At 70.6% G+C, this 16,372-nt stretch carries 17 protein-coding genes; 6 read left to right on the forward strand and 11 right to left on the reverse strand.

What is annotated here, in order from left to right; genetic code table 11:
- Positions 1-20: 20 nt before the first annotated feature.
- The 5 genes from BX285_RS04050 to BX285_RS04070 form a co-directional block, all read right to left on the reverse strand.
- Positions 21-1,370: an ATP-binding protein gene (locus tag BX285_RS04050; RefSeq protein WP_097236703.1), complete on the reverse strand. Its 1,350-nt coding sequence runs from the start codon at positions 1,368-1,370 to the stop codon at positions 21-23.
- Positions 1,371-1,428: 58 nt separating this feature from the next.
- Positions 1,429-3,018, reverse strand: a complete 1,590-nt coding sequence (locus BX285_RS04055) for an SCO6880 family protein (protein WP_259470425.1) — start codon at positions 3,016-3,018, stop codon at positions 1,429-1,431.
- 7 nt (positions 3,019-3,025) lie between these two features.
- Entirely contained in the window at positions 3,026-4,300 is a 1,275-nt protein-coding gene (locus tag BX285_RS04060) for a hypothetical protein (protein WP_121174481.1), read from the reverse strand.
- On the reverse strand, positions 4,290-5,108 hold the full coding sequence (locus BX285_RS04065; RefSeq protein ID WP_121174482.1) for a hypothetical protein: 819 nt from the start codon (positions 5,106-5,108) through the stop codon (positions 4,290-4,292). The genes BX285_RS04060 and BX285_RS04065 overlap by 11 nt, the downstream gene beginning before the upstream one ends.
- A gap of 168 nt (positions 5,109-5,276) precedes the next feature.
- On the reverse strand, positions 5,277-5,627 hold the full coding sequence (locus BX285_RS04070; protein WP_257032468.1) for a hypothetical protein: 351 nt from the start codon (positions 5,625-5,627) through the stop codon (positions 5,277-5,279).
- 248 nt (positions 5,628-5,875) lie between these two features.
- Here BX285_RS04070 and BX285_RS04075 point away from each other — a divergent pair, with 248 nt between their 5' ends.
- Entirely contained in the window at positions 5,876-6,985 is a 1,110-nt protein-coding gene (locus tag BX285_RS04075) for a bifunctional lytic transglycosylase/C40 family peptidase (protein ID WP_097240075.1), read from the forward strand.
- A 183-nt stretch (positions 6,986-7,168) separates the two neighbouring features.
- Positions 7,169-7,891, forward strand: a complete 723-nt coding sequence (locus BX285_RS04080) for a phosphatase PAP2 family protein (protein WP_121174483.1) — start codon at positions 7,169-7,171, stop codon at positions 7,889-7,891.
- A gap of 44 nt (positions 7,892-7,935) precedes the next feature.
- Here the strand turns inward: BX285_RS04080 and BX285_RS04085 are convergent, their stop codons facing one another.
- A complete protein-coding gene (locus BX285_RS04085; RefSeq protein ID WP_179852623.1) occupies positions 7,936-8,124 on the reverse strand; it encodes a hypothetical protein in 189 nt (62 codons plus the stop codon).
- Between the two features lie 162 nt (positions 8,125-8,286).
- Between BX285_RS04085 and BX285_RS04090 the strand changes: the two genes are divergently transcribed.
- A complete protein-coding gene (locus BX285_RS04090) occupies positions 8,287-9,186 on the forward strand; it encodes a hypothetical protein (RefSeq protein WP_097236705.1) in 900 nt (299 codons plus the stop codon).
- A 196-nt stretch (positions 9,187-9,382) separates the two neighbouring features.
- On the forward strand, positions 9,383-9,571 hold the full coding sequence (locus BX285_RS04095) for a hypothetical protein (protein ID WP_373560490.1): 189 nt from the start codon (positions 9,383-9,385) through the stop codon (positions 9,569-9,571).
- Between the two features lie 66 nt (positions 9,572-9,637).
- Here the strand turns inward: BX285_RS04095 and BX285_RS04100 are convergent, their stop codons facing one another.
- Complete coding sequence (locus BX285_RS04100; protein ID WP_097236707.1) at positions 9,638-10,030, reverse strand: metal-sensitive transcriptional regulator; 393 nt, start codon at positions 10,028-10,030, stop codon at positions 9,638-9,640.
- Between the two features lie 360 nt (positions 10,031-10,390).
- Between BX285_RS04100 and BX285_RS04105 the strand changes: the two genes are divergently transcribed.
- Complete coding sequence (locus BX285_RS04105) at positions 10,391-11,011, forward strand: DUF47 domain-containing protein (protein WP_030059626.1); 621 nt, start codon at positions 10,391-10,393, stop codon at positions 11,009-11,011.
- Between the two features lie 5 nt (positions 11,012-11,016).
- On the forward strand, positions 11,017-12,012 hold the full coding sequence (locus BX285_RS04110) for an inorganic phosphate transporter (RefSeq protein ID WP_097236708.1): 996 nt from the start codon (positions 11,017-11,019) through the stop codon (positions 12,010-12,012).
- A 133-nt stretch (positions 12,013-12,145) separates the two neighbouring features.
- Here BX285_RS04110 and pstB read toward each other — a convergent pair whose 3' ends face one another.
- The 4 genes from pstB to pstS all read right to left on the reverse strand — a co-directional run bounded on the left by pstB (position 12,146) and on the right by pstS (position 16,297).
- Positions 12,146-12,922, reverse strand: coding sequence for a phosphate ABC transporter ATP-binding protein PstB (gene pstB / locus BX285_RS04115; RefSeq protein WP_097236709.1), 777 nt, complete (start codon positions 12,920-12,922; stop codon positions 12,146-12,148).
- 42 nt (positions 12,923-12,964) lie between these two features.
- Complete coding sequence (gene pstA, locus BX285_RS04120; RefSeq protein WP_097236710.1) at positions 12,965-14,032, reverse strand: phosphate ABC transporter permease PstA; 1,068 nt, start codon at positions 14,030-14,032, stop codon at positions 12,965-12,967.
- Positions 14,029-15,006, reverse strand: coding sequence for a phosphate ABC transporter permease subunit PstC (gene pstC, locus BX285_RS04125; RefSeq protein WP_097236711.1), 978 nt, complete (start codon positions 15,004-15,006; stop codon positions 14,029-14,031). The genes pstA and pstC overlap by 4 nt, the downstream gene beginning before the upstream one ends.
- 151 nt (positions 15,007-15,157) lie before the next feature.
- Positions 15,158-16,297, reverse strand: coding sequence for a phosphate ABC transporter substrate-binding protein PstS (gene pstS, locus BX285_RS04130; RefSeq protein WP_179852794.1), 1,140 nt, complete (start codon positions 16,295-16,297; stop codon positions 15,158-15,160).
- Positions 16,298-16,372 lie beyond the last annotated feature (75 nt).

Below are 16,372 nucleotides of genomic sequence, written 5' to 3' on the forward strand. Positions count from 1 at the left end.
GGCCCTGGCTTGAACCCGGCTCAGACCCCCGGCTCGGCCGCCAACTGGCGCTCCGCCCGCACGCGTTCGGCCACCGCGTCCTCGGTCATCGCCCGGTCGGTGTACACCAGCGGCCGCTCGGCCTCGGTGATGATGTGCTTGACCACCTGGACGTTGCCGTTGACGTCCCAGACCGCGATGCCGGGCGACAGGGTCGGGATGATCTCCACCGCCCAGCGCGGCAGACCCAGCACCCGGCCGGTGGCCCGCGCCTCCTCGGCCTTCTGCATGTAGATCGTCCGGGTGGAGGCCATCTTCAGGATCGCCGACGCCTCCCGCGCCGCCGCGCCGTCCACCACGTCCGACAGGTGGTGCACCACCGCGACGAAGGAGAGCCCGAGCCGGCGGCCGAACTTCAGCAGCCGCTGGAACAGCTGCGCCACGAAGGGGCTGTTGATGATGTGCCAGGCCTCCTCGACCAGGAAGATCCGCTTCTTCCGGTCCGGCCGGATCCAGGTGTGCTCCAGCCACACCCCGACGATCGCCATCAGGATCGGCATCGCGATCGAGTTGCGGTCGATGTGCGACAGGTCGAAGACGATCAGCGGCGCGTCCAGGTCGATGCCCTCGGTGGTCGGCCCGTCGAACATCCCCCGCAGGTCACCGTCGACCAGCCGGTCCAGCACCAGCGCCACGTCCAGGCCCCAGGACTGCACCTCGTCCACCGCCACGCCCAGCGACTCCACCGAGGACAGCTCGGGGCTGCGCAGGGTGTCGATGATGTCGTTCAGCACCGGCTGGCGGTCCTGCACCGAGGCCACCACGTGGGCGTGCGCAGCCTTCAGCGCGAAGCCGGCCCGCTCCTCCAGGCCGCGCCCCATCGCCACCTCGATGATGGTGCGCAGTAGCGACAGCTGCCCCGTCTGGGTGATCGCCGGATCCAGCGGATTGAGCTTCACCCCGCCGTCCCGGGCCGCCATCGGGTCCAGCCGGATCGGCTTTATGCCCAGCGCGTCGGCGATCAGGTTCCACTCGCCGACGCCGTCCTCGCCCTGCGCGTCGAGCACCACGATCTGACGGTCACGGAACCTCAACTGCCGCAGCACGTACGTCTTCTCCAGCGCCGACTTGCCGTTGCCGGACTCGCCGAGCACCAGCCAGTGCGGAGCCGGCAGCTGCTGCCCGTACAGCTGGAAGGGGTCGTACACGTACCCCTTGCCGCTGTACACCTCCCGCCCGATGATCACGCCCGAATCGCCCAGCCCCGGCGCCGCGGTGGGCAGGTAGACCGCCTGCGCCTGGCCGGTGGAGGTGCGCACGGGCAGGCGGGTGGTCTCCACCTTGCCGAACATCAGGCTGGTGAAGGCGTCGGTGAGGTTGCCGAGCGCCATGTGCGGCCTCCCTGAGTCGGCGGAACGGTCGGACGGGGTGCGGGGATCCGCAGCGGTGTCAGCGGCGGATGCCGGTCGCGAACGGAAGGGTGTTGACGAAGGCCCGGTGGTGCTCGCGGTCGCACCACTCCAGCTTGAGGTAGCTCTTGCCGGCCGAGGCCCGGATGGTCCGCTTGTCGCGGGCCAGCGCGTCGGGGCTGCGCGAGGAGACCGTGATGTAGCCGACCAGGTTCACCCCGGCCGCGCCGGAGGCCAGGTCGTCACCGCGCTGGTCCACCCGGCCGGTGTGCGCCAGGTCGCGCGGGTCGACCGTGCGGTTCATCTTGGCCGCGCGGCTGGCCTCCGCCTCGTCGTTGGTCTTCTCGGTCAGCATCCGCTCGATCGCGACGTCGGTGGGCTCCAGGTCCATCGTCACCGCGACCGTCCGGATCACGTCCGGGGTGTGCACCAGCAGCGGCGCCAGGAAGTTGACGCCCACCGGGGTGAGCGGCCACTCCTTGATCCACGCGGTGGCGTGGCACCACGGCGCACGGGTCGCCGACTCGCGCGTCTTCGCCTGCAGGTACTGCGGGTGCGTGGCGTCCAGCTCGGCCGGCCAGGCGTTGCGCCGGGACATCGCCTGGATGTGGTCGATCGGGTGGTCCGGGTCGTACATCGAGTGCAGCAGCGAGGAGAGCCGGGCCTGGCCCAGAGGCTGGCGTACCCGGATGTCCGCCTCGGCCAGCCGGGCGCAGATGTCGGTCAGCTCGCGCGCCATCACGGCCGCCAGCCCCTCGTCGTCCCGCGCCCGTCGGCCGGTCGCACTCCGCCCATCGGCACTGCGACCCATCGCGTGCGCCTCGGCGGCCAGGTCACGGGTGTAGTGCATGCAGGCCACCAGGTACGCCCGGTGCTGCTCGGAGGAGGTCGACACCATCGACTGCAGCTGGTCGTACGAGTCCTGCAGCCAGCGCGGCGAGGCCGGGTCGCCGCGGCGCTCCACGTCCTTGGCGTGCGCATCGGGGTCGGCCGGCAGGGTGCGGGCCAGGATCTGCAGCCGGGTCACGAAGCCGTCCCCGTTGGCGACGTGCTTCAACAGCGTCCCGAAGCGGTCGACCAGCGCCTCCTGGTCCTCCGAGTCGCGCAGCCCGACACCCGGGCCCTCGATCTCGATCGCGGCCGTCACCGTCCGCCGCTCCAGGTGCATCAGCACCCCGACCTCGTCCGGTCCGAACGGCGCGGTCAGCCAGCGCAGCCGCCCCACCCCGGGCGGCGGGCCGACCTCCACCTCCCGGCCGTCCAGCCGCGTCCCGGCGTCCATCACGTCCGAACGCCACACCGCCCGCCCGCTGCGGACCGTCCGACGGTAGGTGCGGTTGATCTCCACCCACTTGTAGAACGTGCGCTTGCGGTACGGCACGTACACCGCCGCGATGGCGAGCGCCGGCAGACCGACCAGACCGCCGATCCGCAGCGGCAGGACGGGCATCAACAGGCCCCAGAGCATGCCGAGGAACGCCCCGAAGATGATCAGCACGATCTCGCCGGACTCCCGGTTCCGGCCGATCGGCGCGTTCGGGCGGGCCTTGCCGATCAGGTAGGTGCGGCGCTGGTGCACGTACGGCTGGGCGTACTGGGCGCCGTACTGGCCGAGCGGTTCGCTGCTCACTTACCCGTCACCCTCCCTTCGCTGGATTGCTGTCGCGGATCGGAACCGGGGCCGCCTGCGGCGGCCCGGCCTGCGGCGGCGGAGCCGGCGTCCGACCGGCATGAGCGGCGATGCCCGGCGCGACCGAGCCGCCCGCACCACCACCGCCACCCCCGCCCGCGCCCGCGCCGCGGTCGCCGTGGGTGGTGATGCCCTGCTTCATCAGGTTCGCGGTGCCGTTGATCATCGCCGAACCCGCCTGCACCGCGTTCGCCCGGGCCTGGCGCATGTTCAGGATCTCGTCGCCGAAGCCCGGCACGAAGCGGTAGATCGCGGCGCTGGCGAAGATCGACAGGAACAGGATCGCCAGCCCCGACAGCACCCGGGCGAAGTCGTCACTGGCCCCGGCCCCGGTCGCCACCGCGCCCGCCAGGCCGAGGATGACCACGATGATCGGCTTCGCCAGGTCCACCGCCAGCATCACCCCCGCCCACCGGCGCACGTGCTTCCACAGCTGCTTGTCCACCAGCCCCGCGTACACCGCCGTCCCCAGCAGCGCACCCACGTACAGCATCGCCGCCCGGATCAGCAGCTCGATCCAGAGCACCGCCGCCGCCAGCACCGCCACCAGCGACACCAGCACCAGGATCAACGGCCCGCCGCCGACGTTCCCCTTCTCCAAGGTGTCGGCGAACCCGCCCAGGTACGACCCGGTATCCGTCTTCGTCCCGACCGCGATCGCCTTGGTCAGCCCGTCCGTCACGCTCACCACGGTGTACAGGATCAACGGCGTGAACGCCGACGCCACCACCGTCAGCCACAGGAACCCGATCGCCTCCGAGAACGCCGACGTCAACGGCGCCCCCCGCACCGCCCGCTTCGTCACCGCCAGCAACCACAACACCAGCGTGATCACCGTCGACACCGCGAACACCACGGCGTACTGCTGCAGGAACGACGCATTGGTGAAGTCCACCTGCGTCGTCCCGTCGATCGCCCCCGACAGGTTCCGCACCACCCAAGCCGCCGCCTGCGCACAACTCTTCGCCAACGACCCGAGCGGATCGGTCACGTTGCTAACAGTGCCACCGCCGGGGACCGACCCTCCGGGCTTCGACGCGCAGTAGACGTCACTACCGGGCAGTGGAAGGACGTCGCAGTTGTTGCTCGCCGATGGGCTCGGACTCGGATCCGCGAAGGCCCGGGATGCCATGCTCACGGCTGCGGCCTGCGCGAGGACGAAAGCCGTGGCGACCCGACCGAATCGAGGAAGCCGTTTCCTGACCGCGCCGTCAACGCGCATAGCGGAACCCTCCGAACTGCTCTGCTGTTCCGACGATCTCATCCGCTGTGGCCGCTTGCTGATCACTCGGCATGGGAGCTGGTCCCGACTTGCGGGTGAAGTCGGTGAGCTTCCAGTCGCTGCCCGTCCAGTGCAGCGAGAGCGTGAGGGTGAACCAGTTCGCGGTCACCGGTTGGACGGAGTGCTCGCCGGCGAGGCCGGTGAGGCCGGTGCACCAGACCTCGACCTTGGTGTCGCTGTCGCTGTAGCCCGTCGATTTGGTGCCGACCGGGACGGTGCGGCTGACGAAGGTGAGGCCCTTGGGGGCGCGGCCCTGGGCGTCGAGGCCGTAGCGGGTGACGGTGTCGCCGCCGAACCCCTGGTCCAGTCGGCTCTGCAGCGCCGGGGCGGCGGCCGGGTCAGCGATGGTGGCGACGATGGTGTGCCGGTTGTCGGTGCGGAACATGTCCGCGGAGCCGATGGCGACCGCGTAGTTGGCCGCGGCGGACTGGGCGCCCGGGTCGGTGTGCGGGTAGCCGGTCGGGATGCCGTTGGCGGTGGTGCCGACGGGCTGGTCGCCGCTGGGGGCGGGGCCGGCGCCGGAGGTCGCGCCGGGGGCGGCGTGGTCGGCGGAGTTGCCGCTGCCGCTGCCGAGGGGTGGTTTGCCGCGGTTGGCGATGGCGATGGCGACGACGAGCAGGGTGACCACGAGGAGGACGGTCAGCAGGGTACGCAGGGGCCTCGACTGACGCAGGCTCGGCTGCGGGGAGGGCTGTTCGCCGACCGGTAGCCGCGTACGGGTGTGCGGCTGGTCGTCGGACAACGGCACGGCGGCCCTCCTGGTGCGGGGAGCCGGGGGCGGCTCCGGGGGCCCTCCGGCCGGTGGCGGGCGCGGACGGAGGGTGGGAACGGGGGTGGACTCCTGGCAGGCCGGCCGCTGGAGGGGGTCCGGACGGGGACCCGGTCTCGGACGAGCCGGACTACTGCTGTCCGATCGTCAGATCGCCATGCCGTAGACAATGGTGAACAGAGTGCCGAGTGATCCGATGATGAACACGCCGGTCAGCCCGGCGACGATCAGTCCCTTGCCCTGTTCGGCCCCGAAGCTGTCGCGCATCGCGGTCGCGCCGATCCGCTGCTTGGCCGCGCCCCAGACGGCGATGCCGAGGCAGACGAGGATGGCGACGGCCATGATGACCTCGACCATCACCCGGGCCTCCGACCCGAGACTCGCGAACGGGCCCCAGTCCGGGGCGATCCCGCCGATGATGGTGTCGATATTCGGCTTCTTTGGGGGGTCCTCGGCCAGGTGGCCGACCGCAAGGGTGTGCACGCTGCTCAGGTTCATTTCCATCTCACCGCCCGATCAGGCAAATTCAAGGGCCCGGACCCGGCCCGCGCGAAGGGTCGGTACCTATTCTTGGCCAGATCTGATGTCGACTTGGCTACTTCTCGCGGATTGGTCGTGAGGCTTCGGACACGTACGCGAGGATGTCCACCGTACGAAGGATAGCGCTCACTCTTTGTATCTCTGATGATTGCGGTGAGCAACGCCTTCCGGGACACTTCGACTGACGATTCGTCGGGATGGTGCTGATGGTACTCCGGAAGGCCGGGATGGCCGCCGCCACTGCGGGAGTTGTTGCGTTCGGGTTCATCGGGCTGGTGACGATGGGGACTTATGCGGCGAGTGGGACGCCGCAGCAGTCGGCGAATCGTTCCGCCCTCTCTCCGGGAACGGTCCCCGGGGCCTACCAGGACGCGGTCCAGAAGTGGGGATCGCTCTGCCAGGAGATCTCTCCCCCGATGCTCGCGGCGCAGCTGTACCAGGAAAGCGGTTTCGACCCCAAGGCCCGTTCCGGTGTCGGCGCGGAGGGAATGGCGCAGTTCATGCCGGGCACCTGGGCGACGTACGGGACGGACGGGAACGGGGACGGCCGCAAGGACCCCTGGGACCCGTTCGACGCGATCGCCTCGGCAGCGGTCTACGACTGCGCGCTCGCCAAGGACGTCTCGGGCGTGCCGGGCGATCCGCAGGCCAACATGCTGGCCGCCTACAACGCCGGCCCGTACGCGGTGACGAGCAACAGGGGCATCCCGCCGTACAAGGAGACCCAGGGCTACGTGCGGAACATCCAGGCGATGGCCCGCAGCTTCACCGCGCCGAGCACGCCGAACGCGCCGGTGGAGGTGTCCCCGCAGTCGGCGGGGGCGATCTACTTCGCGCAGACCAAGCTGGGCACCCCGTACCTGTGGGGCGGTGACGGGCTGCCCTCGCAGAACGGGCGGTTCGACTGCTCGGGGCTGACGGTGGCCGCGTTCGCGAGCGTGGGGATCAGCCTGCCCCGGGTGGCCAACGACCAGTGGTACGCCGGTCCGCACCCGTCGCGGGATCAGTTGCGGCCGGGGGACCTGGTGTTCTGGGCGACCGACCTGAGCGATCCGCGGAGCATCCACCACGTCGGGATCTACGTCGGCGGCGGGTACATGATCAACGCGCCGCACACCAACGCGGTGATCCGCTACGACAAGATCGACACCAAGGAGTACATCGGCGCGACCCGGGTCACCACGGACGGGGCCCAGGCGCTGCCGACCCGCAACAGCGCCGGCGCCGTCAACGCCCCCAGCCGGCCGGGCTCGGCGACCACGACGGCTCCGGCAGCCCCGGTGGACGCGACGGCGCAGGCCGCGGCGGCCAGGTAGGACGGGTCGGTCGGGACCTGTGTGCGCGGTGTGGACGCTGAGTCAAGTTTCCATAACTGCGCGTTTCCGTGGAACGCTGTGTCCCGGAAATGACGTTTCTTCCGGTGGCCCCTCGTCAGCCGTCCGCGCCGGGTGGGCCCCGGCGGTATCGAACAGGTGCAGCGGACCAGAAGGAGGTGCGGCGTGTCGACGCCGCTTGCCGACACGAGCAACCCCGACCTCGGCCTGCTCTACGCCGTCAACGGCCTGGCCAAACGCTCCCCGCAGTGGCTGGACCACCTGGTCTCGTGGATCGGCGAGTACGGCATCCTGATCGGCCTGGCCATGCTGGGGCTGGTGGCCTGGCTGCAGGCCAGACGCCGTCCGGACGCGCCGGTGGCCGTCGCCGGGCTGCTCTGGGTGCCGCTCTCGGTCGCCATCGCCGAGCTGGCCAACCTGCCGATCGCCGCGATCGTGGACCGTCCGCGCCCGTTCGTCGACCACCCGGGGCTGCTGGTGCTGGTGGACGGCAAGGCCGGCACGCACTCCTTCGTCAGTGACCACTCGACGATGACGATGGGCGTCGCGGTGGCACTGTTCCTGGTGAACCGGCGACTCGGCTGGATCGCCGGCGGGCTGGCCCTGCTGCAGGGCTTCTGCCGGATGTTCATGGGCGTGCACTACCCGACCGACGTGATCGGCGGCTTCGCGCTCGCCGTCGCTGTGGTGCTGCTGCTGGCGCCGATCGCGATGGCGGTGCTGGTCCCGTTCTGCCACGCGCTGAGCCGCACGGCCGTGGCCCCGCTGATCCGGGCGCCGGAGCGCGGCGGGGCGGCCCCGGCCGGGAACGGCCGGCGCAGCCGGCGGCGCGGGCGCGGGGCGGTGCGGGCCGAGGAGCAGCCGCCGGAGTCCGACCTCGCGGCCTGACCGGCCACCGCGCCGGTCGGCCGGTCAGTCCAGGCGGCGGCCGGTCAGTCCGGCTCGACGCTGTTCTCGGCGAGGTGGTCGGCCCCCTCGCGGCGGGCCAGGTCCCGGGAGCGGCGGGCCGGGGCGTACCAGCCGCAGCTGCAGGTCGCGTAGGCGAAGGAACCGCGCTCGCTGATCGAGAGGCGGTGCTCGGGCATCCGGGTGCCGGGCGCGGCCGGCAGCTCACTGTGCACGTGGTTCACCGTAACGCGCCGGGCGGCCGGGGCGCGACGCCGCCGGGGCGCCGGCACCCGTAACCCTTCTCCGCCCAACTCGTTTGCCCGGAAAGAGCTCTGCCCACCCGGCGGTGTCCGGCGGGGCAGTACGGGCCCGAGGGGGTTGTCGCGAGGATGAAGATGACCGACCAGCAGCGCACCGGGCGGCCAGCGTGCCGTCCGGGTCCGCACCTGCGCTCGGCGGCCGGAGCCGCCCTGCTCGCCGCCGCGCTGGCGGCCGGGGCAGCCGGCTGCTCGGGCGGCTCCGGCAGCGGCTCCTCCGACCAGCAGTCGAGCGCCCCCGACCAGCTCGCCGCGGACCCGTTGACGGCCGTGCGTAACGCAGCCGACATCACCGGGCGCACCGGCTCCGCACACACCGCCACCGAGCTGGTGACGGAGTCCGCCGAGAAGAAGGCCTCGTTCAGCGGCACCGGCGGCTACGACTACGTGAAGCGGATCGGCCGGTTGGAGGTCCAGGTGCCGCCGGGCGCGGCGACCACCGGGAAGATCGTCGAGGTGGTTCTGCCGGGCACCGTCTACCTGCAGAACAGCGGCGCCAAGGTGCCCGAGGGCAAGTGGGTCAAGCTGGACGTGCGGCAGCTGCCGGACGGCAACCTGGTCAGCAGCGGCGCGACCGACCCGGCCTCGGCGGCGGGGGCGCTGCGCGGGGCGCAGAAGGCGGAGGCGGTCGGCACCGAGACCGCCGACGGGGTCGCGCTGCACCACTACCGCGGCACCCTGGACCTGGCCAAGGCGGCCGACGCGACCGGCGGCCGGGGCGGGGACGGCCTGCGGATGGGTGCGCAGACCTTCACCGTCAAGGAGGTCCCGTACGACGCCTGGCTGGACGACCAGGGCCGGTTGCGCAAGGTGGTCGAGGTGTTCACCTTCGCCGGGGTGGCGGGCTCCAAGGAGCCCAAGGACCAGGTGAAGGTGACCTCGACCGTCTCGCTGACGGACTTCGGCAAGCCGGTCGAGGCGGCCGAGCCGGCGGCTGCGGACATCTACCAGATGAAGCCCACGGAGAGTCCCAAGTAGGCCGCCGGGGCAGCGCTCCGGCGCCGGGGAGAGACCGGGCGCAGCCGGAGCGGGTGGCCGTCCGGGGAGCGGCGGCCACCCGTTTCGGCGGCGCCGAGATGGCCCGTCCGTGCCATGTGGACGGGCCCCGGAGTGCCTAGGCTGGACGTCGGGTGGCTGCCGCCCGGGCTGGCGAGGCACTGAAGGGGTGGTGCAGGTGGTGTCGTCCACGGGCGGCCGCAGCGGCGGCCACGACGACGCGGCCCTCGACGAGATCGAGCTGGCCGGCGAGCTGATGATCGCCGCGACGGCCAGCTCCGGCGACCGGCTGCCGACCGAACGGATCGACGAGGTGCTGCTCGACCGGGCGGAGCCGGGGCAGGCCGACCGGGAGGGCGACGGCTGACCCGGCCGAAGGAGCCGACGGGCCGGGGGAGTCCGCGGGATCCGGATCAGCCGACGCGCCGGAGGGTCAGCTGCGCAGCAGCCGGCTGATCGCGGCGGTGGCCTCCGCCACCTTGGCGTCCAGCTCGGCGCCGCCCTGCTCGGCGGCCGCGGCGACGCAGTGCCGCAGGTGCTCCTCCAGCAGGGAGAGCGCGAAGGACTGCAGCGCCTTGGTGCTGGCCGAGACCTGGGTGAGCACGTCGATGCAGTAGACGTCCTCGTCGACCATCCGCTGGAGGCCGCGGATCTGGCCCTCGATCCGGCGCAGCCGCTTGAGGTGGGCGTCCTTCTGCGCGCTGTAGCCGTGCGGGCCGTGCCCGCCCTGGTGTCCGGCGGCGGCCGCGGGGTCGGCGGCGTGGCCGGCGTGCGGGTCGGCGCCCGGCACGTGGTCCGGCTCGGTGCGCGCTTGCGTCGTGGTCATCGGCCCGCCTTCGTCTGGATGCCTGGTGGCTGCGTCGGCCACCAGTGTCCAACACCCGGGCGCTACGTGGTGTTCCGACGGCCGACGCGGCATGTGCCGAAGCGTCCGGCCCGGGACGTCCGGCGGTTCACCCGTCTGAGCGGCGCCCCGGTCCCGCGCACGCACGACGAGGACAATCCGGGCGAGGTTCCGTCAGACTGGGGGCTCGCGTCGGCACGTGGCGGTGCGGTCGGAAATCGGCCGGTGCGGCAGCCGAACGGAAGGGGAGGTTCCGACTCCTTCCTCGGCCCCCCGTTTGCGTGATCGCGCTTGGTTGCACCTAGCATCGTTCAGTCCCTACCCCGCACATCGGAGATTTCCGTGCGTTTTAGCCTGACCCCGAAGGAGACGAGCTTCTACGACATGTTCGCCGCCGCGGCGGAGAACCTCGTCGTCGGATCGAAGCTCCTGCTGGAGCTGCTGGGATCAGACGTGTCGGCCCGTGCGGAGATCGTCGAGCGCATGCGCGCCGCCGAGCACGCCGGGGACGACACCACCCATGCCGTCTTCCACCAGCTGAACTCGTCCTTCATCACGCCCTTCGACCGCGAGGACATCTACAGCCTCGCCTCGTCGCTGGACGACATCATGGACTTCATGGAGGAGGCCGTCGACCTGGTCGTCCTCTACGACATCCAGACCCTCCCGAAGGGGATCGAGCAGCAGATCGAGGTCCTGGCGCGGGCCGCCGAGCTGACCGCCGAGGCGATGCCGAACCTGCGGAGCATGTCGAACCTCACCGAGTACTGGATCGAGGTCAACCGGCTGGAGAACCAGGCCGACCAGATCCACCGCAAGCTGCTCGCCCACCTGTTCTCCGGTCAGTACGACGCCATCGAGGTGCTCAAGCTGAAGCAGGTCGTGGACGTCCTTGAGGAGGCGGCGGACGCGTTCGAGCACGTCGCCAACACGGTGGAGACCATCGCCGTCAAGGAGTCCTGACCCCCGTGGACATGGCAGCACTCATCGTCGTCATCGGCGTTGCGTTCTTCTTCACCTACACCAACGGCTTCCACGACTCGGCGAACGCGATCGCCACCTCGGTGTCGACCCGGGCGCTCACCCCCCGGGCCGCGCTGGCGATGGCCGCGGTGATGAACCTGGCCGGCGCCTTCCTCGGCAGCGGTGTGGCGCACACCGTCTCCAAGGGGATCATCGAGACCCCCAAGGGGGACCAGGGGATGGCGATCCTGTTCGCCGCCCTGATCGGTGCGATCGTCTGGAACCTCGTCACCTGGTACTACGGCCTGCCGTCCTCCTCCTCGCACGCCCTGTTCGGCGGGCTGGTGGGCGCGGCGCTGGCCGGTGGCACCGAGGTGATCTGGGACGGTGTCGTCGACAAGATCGTCATCCCGATGGTCGTCTCGCCCGTGGTCGGCCTGGTGGGCGGCTTCCTGGTGATGCTGGCGATCCTCTGGATCTTCCGCCGGGCCAATCCGCACCGGGCCAAGCGCAGCTTCCGGGTCGCCCAGACCGCCTCGGCCGCCGCGATGGCCCTGGCGCACGGTCTGCAGGACGCCCAGAAGACCATGGGCATCGTGGTGATGGCGCTGGTCATCTCCGGCCAGCAGGCCACCTACGACATCCCGGTCTGGGTGAAGATCTCCTGCGCCGCGATGCTCTCGCTGGGCACCTACGCGGGCGGCTGGCGGATCATGCGGACCCTCGGCCGCAAGATCATCGAGTTGGACCCGCCGCAGGGCTTCGCGGCCGAGACGACCGCCTCGGCGGTCATGTACATCACCTCGTTCGTCTACAAGGCGCCGATCTCCACCACCCACGTGATCACCTCGGCGATCATGGGCGTGGGGGCCACCAAGCGGATCCGCGCGGTGCGCTGGGGCGTCGCCAAGAACATCGTGCTCGGCTGGTTCATCACGATGCCGGCGGCCGCGATCGTCGCCGCGCTGGTGTACTGGTTCGTCCACCTGTTCTGGGGCTGAGCCGCGGTGGTCCGGGGCTGAGCCCGGACGGTCCGGCACGCGACAGGGCCCGCCCCCACATCTCGGGGGCGGGCCCTTCTCATGCTCCCCGGCGGCACCGCCATGCAGCACCGTGGAGCAGCTCGGTGCCGGTCTAGCCGAAGCGGCCGGAGATGTAGTCCTCGGTCGCCTGGACCGACGGGTTGGAGAAGATCCGCTGGGTGTCGTCCAGCTCGACCAGCTTGCCCGGCTGGCCGACGCCGGCCAGGTTGAAGAAGGCGGTGCGGTCGCTGACGCGGGCCGCCTGCTGCATGTTGTGGGTCACGATGACGATGGTGAACTGCTCCTTGAGCTCACCGATCAGGTCCTCGATGGCGAGGGTGGAGATCGGGTCGAGCGCGGAGCAGGGCTCGTCCATCAGCAGGACCTGCGGTTCGACCGCGATGGCGCGGGCGATGCACAGGCGCTGCTGCTGACCGCCGGAGAGGCCGGCCCCCGGCTTGTTCAGCCGGTTGTGGACCTCCTTCCAGAGGTTGGCGCCCTTCAGCGAGCGCTCCACGACCTCGTCCAGCACGGACTTCTTCTTCACGCCCGCGAGCCGGAGGCCGGCGATCACGTTGTCGTAGATCGACATGGTCGGGAACGGGTTCGGGCGCTGGAAGACCATGCCGACCGAGCGGCGCACGGCGACCGGGTCGACGGTGGAGGCGTACAGGTTCTCGTCGTCCAGGAGGACCTTGCCCTCGACCCGGGCGCCGGGGATCACCTCGTGCATCCGGTTCAGGGTCCGCAGGAAGGTGGACTTGCCGCAGCCGGAGGGGCCGATGAAGGCGGTCACCGAGCGGGGCTCGATGCTCATCGAGATGTCCTCGATGGCCTTGGTGGTGCCGTAGTAGGCCGACAGTCCGCTGACGTCGATGCGCTTGGCCATGATCGTTGCTTCTCTCGTCTGTCTCGTACGTCAGTCGGTCGGTCAGCGTCCGCCCTTGGGCGAGCGCCAGCGGGCGATGCCCCGCGCGATGAGGTTGAGCCCCATCACGAAGGCGATCAGCACCAGCGCCGCGCCCCAGGCACGGGCGTAGCCGAAGTCGTTGTTGACCTGCGAGTACTGCGTCCAGATGTACATCGGCAGCGACTGCTGCGGTCCCTCGAAGGGGTTGTTGTTGATGTAGTCGGCGCCGAACACCAGCATCATCACCGGGGCGGTCTCGCCCGTGATGCGGGCGACCGCGAGCATCACGCCGGTGGTGATGCCGCCGATCGCGGTGGGCAGGACGATCCGCAGGATGGTCTTCCACTTCGGCACGCCGAGCGCGTACGACGCCTCGCGCAGCTCGTTCGGGACGAGCTTGAGCATCTCCTCGGTGGAGCGGACCACGACCGGCATCATCAGGATCGCCAGCGCGAGGCTGCCCGAGAAGCCGGAGTAGCCGAAGCCCAGCGCGAGGTTCCAGACCGAGAGGACGAACAGACCGGCGACGATCGACGGGATGCCCGTCATGACGTCGACGAAGAAGGTGACCGTCTTGGCGAGCTTGCCGCGGCCGTACTCGACCAGGTAGACGGCGGTCAGCAGACCGATCGGGGCGGCGATCGCGGTGGCCAGAGCGACCTGCTCCAGGGTGCCGATCAGCGCGTGGTAGATGCCACCACCGGGACCGGACTGGAGCACGCCCTTCATCGAGTGGCTCAGGAAGTTCCCGTCGACCACGGCGATGCCCTGCTGGACGGTGTAGACCGTCAGGGCGACCAGCGGGACGACGGCCAGGATGAAGGCGACCCAGACCACCGAGGTGGCGAACCGGTCCTTGGCCTGACGGCGGCCCTCGACCCGGGCCGAGAGGCCGTAGCTGATCAGCAGGAACAGCGCGGCCGAGATCAGGCCCCACTGGAGGTGGCTGGCGAGGCCGGCGACCGCGCCGATCCCGCAGCCGAGGGCGATCGAGCCGGCGGCCACGGCGGCCGGGGCCCACTTGGGCAGGCGGTTGGCGGTCAGCGGACGGCCCAGCGGGCGGGCGTCCTCGACGACGGCGGTGGTCATGCGTTGGCCCCCGAGTACTCCTTGCGGCGGGCGATGATCAGTCGCGCGGCACCGTTCACCAGCAGGGTGATGACGAACAGGACGAGGCCGGAGGCCATCAGCGCGTTGCGGCCGTTGTCGCCGGCCTCGGCGAACTTCAGCGCGATGTTCTGCGCGAAGGTGCCGCCGCCCGCGTCGAGGATGTGCAGCGACAGGATGTTGCTGGAGGAGAGCACCACCGCGACCGCGATGGTCTCGCCGAGCGCGCGGCCGAGGCCGAGCATCGAGGCCGAGATGATGCCGGGGCGGCCGAACGGCAGCACGGCGGTGCGGATCATCTCCCAGCGGGTCGCGCCGAGCGCGAGCGCCGCCTCCTCGTGCATCCGCGGCACCTGGCGGAACACCTCGCGGGAGACCGCGGTGATGATCGGCAGGACCATGATCGCCAGCAGGATGCCGGTGGTGAACAGGTTGCGCGGGGTGCCGGTCTTGGTCTGGTCGAAGATGTACGTCCAGCCCAGGTACTCGTTGAGCCAGCTGGTCAGGCCGTCCATGTGCGGCACCAGGAAGAGCGCGCCCCAGAGGCCGTAGACGATGCTGGGGACGGCCGCGAGCAGGTCCACCAGGTAGGCGAACGGCTGGGCGATCCGGCGCGGCGCGTAGTGCGAGATGAACAGCGCGATCCCGATGGCCACCGGGACGGCGATCGCCATGGCGATCACGGCGCTCACGATGGTGCCGAAGGCCAGCACCGCGATGCCGAAGACCGGCTTCGGGGCGTCCGGCGCCCACTCGAAGGAGGTCAGGAAGTTGCCCTCGTTCTTGCTGAGGGCCAGGCCCGAGCGCCAGGCCAGGAAGCCGGCGATCGCGGCCATGATGACCAGCAGCAGGATGCCCGAGCCACGGGCGAGGTTCATGAAGATCTTGTCGCCGACCCGGCTGTCGCGCCGTCGGCGTTCCCTGCCTCGCGGGGCGGCAGGGGAGGATGAAGTCATTGGTCTACTCCGGTCTGGTGGCGCCGCCCCGGAAGAGGGACGGCACCCTGGCGGCGGTGCCCCGGACGTGGTGCTGGGTTTCGGTGTGTTCCGGTGGGGCGGCCCCGGCCCCCCTCGCTCACGGGGCCGCTCCACCGGTGGTCCCGTCGGATCAGGCCAGGGTCGGGATGACGGCGTTGACCTTGCCGGTCAGCTCCTTCGGCAGCGGGACGTAGCCCTTGTCGCCGGCCGCCTTCTGACCCGCGTCGCTGGCGGTGTAGGTCAGGAAGGACTTCAGGGTGTCCAGGGTGTCGGCCTTGTTGCCCTTGTCGCAGACGATCTCGTAGGTGACCAGGACCAGCGGGTACGAGCCCTCGTCCTTGGTCGCGTAGTCGAGCTTCAGCGCCAGGTCGCTGCCGGTGCCGGCGACCTGCGCCTTGGCGAAGGTGTTGGCGGCGTTGGCGGCGGTGGCCTCGACCGGCTTGGCGGCACCGGTGTTGATGGCGGCGCTCTTCAGGCTGTTGGTCTGGGCGTAGGCCAGCTCGACGTAGCTGATCGAGTTCTTGACCTGCTTCACCTGGGCCGCGACACCGGCGCTGCCGTTGGCCGACTGGCCGCCCTTGGCCGCCCAGGTCTTGCTGGACGGGTAGGCCCAGGCGCCCTGGCCGGCGGCGGCGAAGTACTTGGTCAGGTTGTCGGTGGTGCCGGAGTCGTCCGAGCGGTGGAACGACTGGATGTCGGCGTCCGGCAGCTTGGCGCCCGGGTTGAGGGCGGCGATGGCCGGGTCGTTCCACTTGGTGATCTGCGAGTCGAAGATCTTGGCGGCGGTCGGGGCGTCCAGGACCAGGTTGTCGACGTTGTCCACGTTGTAGACCAGCGAGATCAGACCGCCGGCCATCGGCAGGTCGATGCCCTGGCCGCCGGTGCAGACCGCCTTGGTGGCGTCGACCTCGGCCGGCTTGAGGGCCGAGTCGGAGCCGGCGAACTGGACCTTGCCCTGGGTGAACTGCTGGATGCCGGCGCCGGAGCCCACACCCTGGTAGTTGATGGTGGTGCCGGAGCAGGCGGCGCCGAAGTTGGTCTTCCAGACGTCGATCGCCGTGCCCTGGGCGGTCGAACCGGCGGCGATCAGCGAACCGGACTTGCCACAGTTGATCGCGGCACCGGCCGCGGCGGAGCCGCTGGAGCCGGACCCGGACGCGGTGGTGGTGTTGTTGTTGTCCGAGCCGCAGGCGGCGAGCGACAGCGAGCTGACGAGCGCCATGGCACCGATCGCGAGGGCCTTGGAGCGGCCGTTCCGCTGGAGCTTCACTGGGGTGTCCCTTTCTGTGGCATTGCCCGGTGCAGGGGCCGTACGAGGTACGGCGCAGAGCGGGTTTTGCTGTGG

The organism is Streptomyces sp. 1114.5 (genome assembly GCF_003635085.1).
Lineage (GTDB): Bacteria > Actinomycetota > Actinomycetes > Streptomycetales > Streptomycetaceae > Kitasatospora.

Coding starts and splice junctions, on each gene's coding strand:
- BX285_RS04100 (WP_097236707.1), bottom strand. CDS start 10,030: ATGACCACGACGCAAGCGCGCACCGAGCCGGACCACGTGCCGGGCGCC.
- BX285_RS04050 (WP_097236703.1), bottom strand. CDS start 1,370: ATGGCGCTCGGCAACCTCACCGACGCCTTCACCAGCCTGATGTTCGGC.
- pstB (WP_097236709.1), bottom strand. CDS start 12,922: ATGGCCAAGCGCATCGACGTCAGCGGACTGTCGGCCTACTACGGCACC.
- BX285_RS04060 (WP_121174481.1), bottom strand. CDS start 4,300: ATGCGCGTTGACGGCGCGGTCAGGAAACGGCTTCCTCGATTCGGTCGG.
- BX285_RS04075 (WP_097240075.1), top strand. CDS start 5,876: ATGGTACTCCGGAAGGCCGGGATGGCCGCCGCCACTGCGGGAGTTGTT.
- pstC (WP_097236711.1), bottom strand. CDS start 15,006: ATGACTTCATCCTCCCCTGCCGCCCCGCGAGGCAGGGAACGCCGACGG.
- BX285_RS04090 (WP_097236705.1), top strand. CDS start 8,287: ATGACCGACCAGCAGCGCACCGGGCGGCCAGCGTGCCGTCCGGGTCCG.
- BX285_RS04070 (WP_257032468.1), bottom strand. CDS start 5,627: ATGAACCTGAGCAGCGTGCACACCCTTGCGGTCGGCCACCTGGCCGAG.
- pstA (WP_097236710.1), bottom strand. CDS start 14,032: ATGACCACCGCCGTCGTCGAGGACGCCCGCCCGCTGGGCCGTCCGCTG.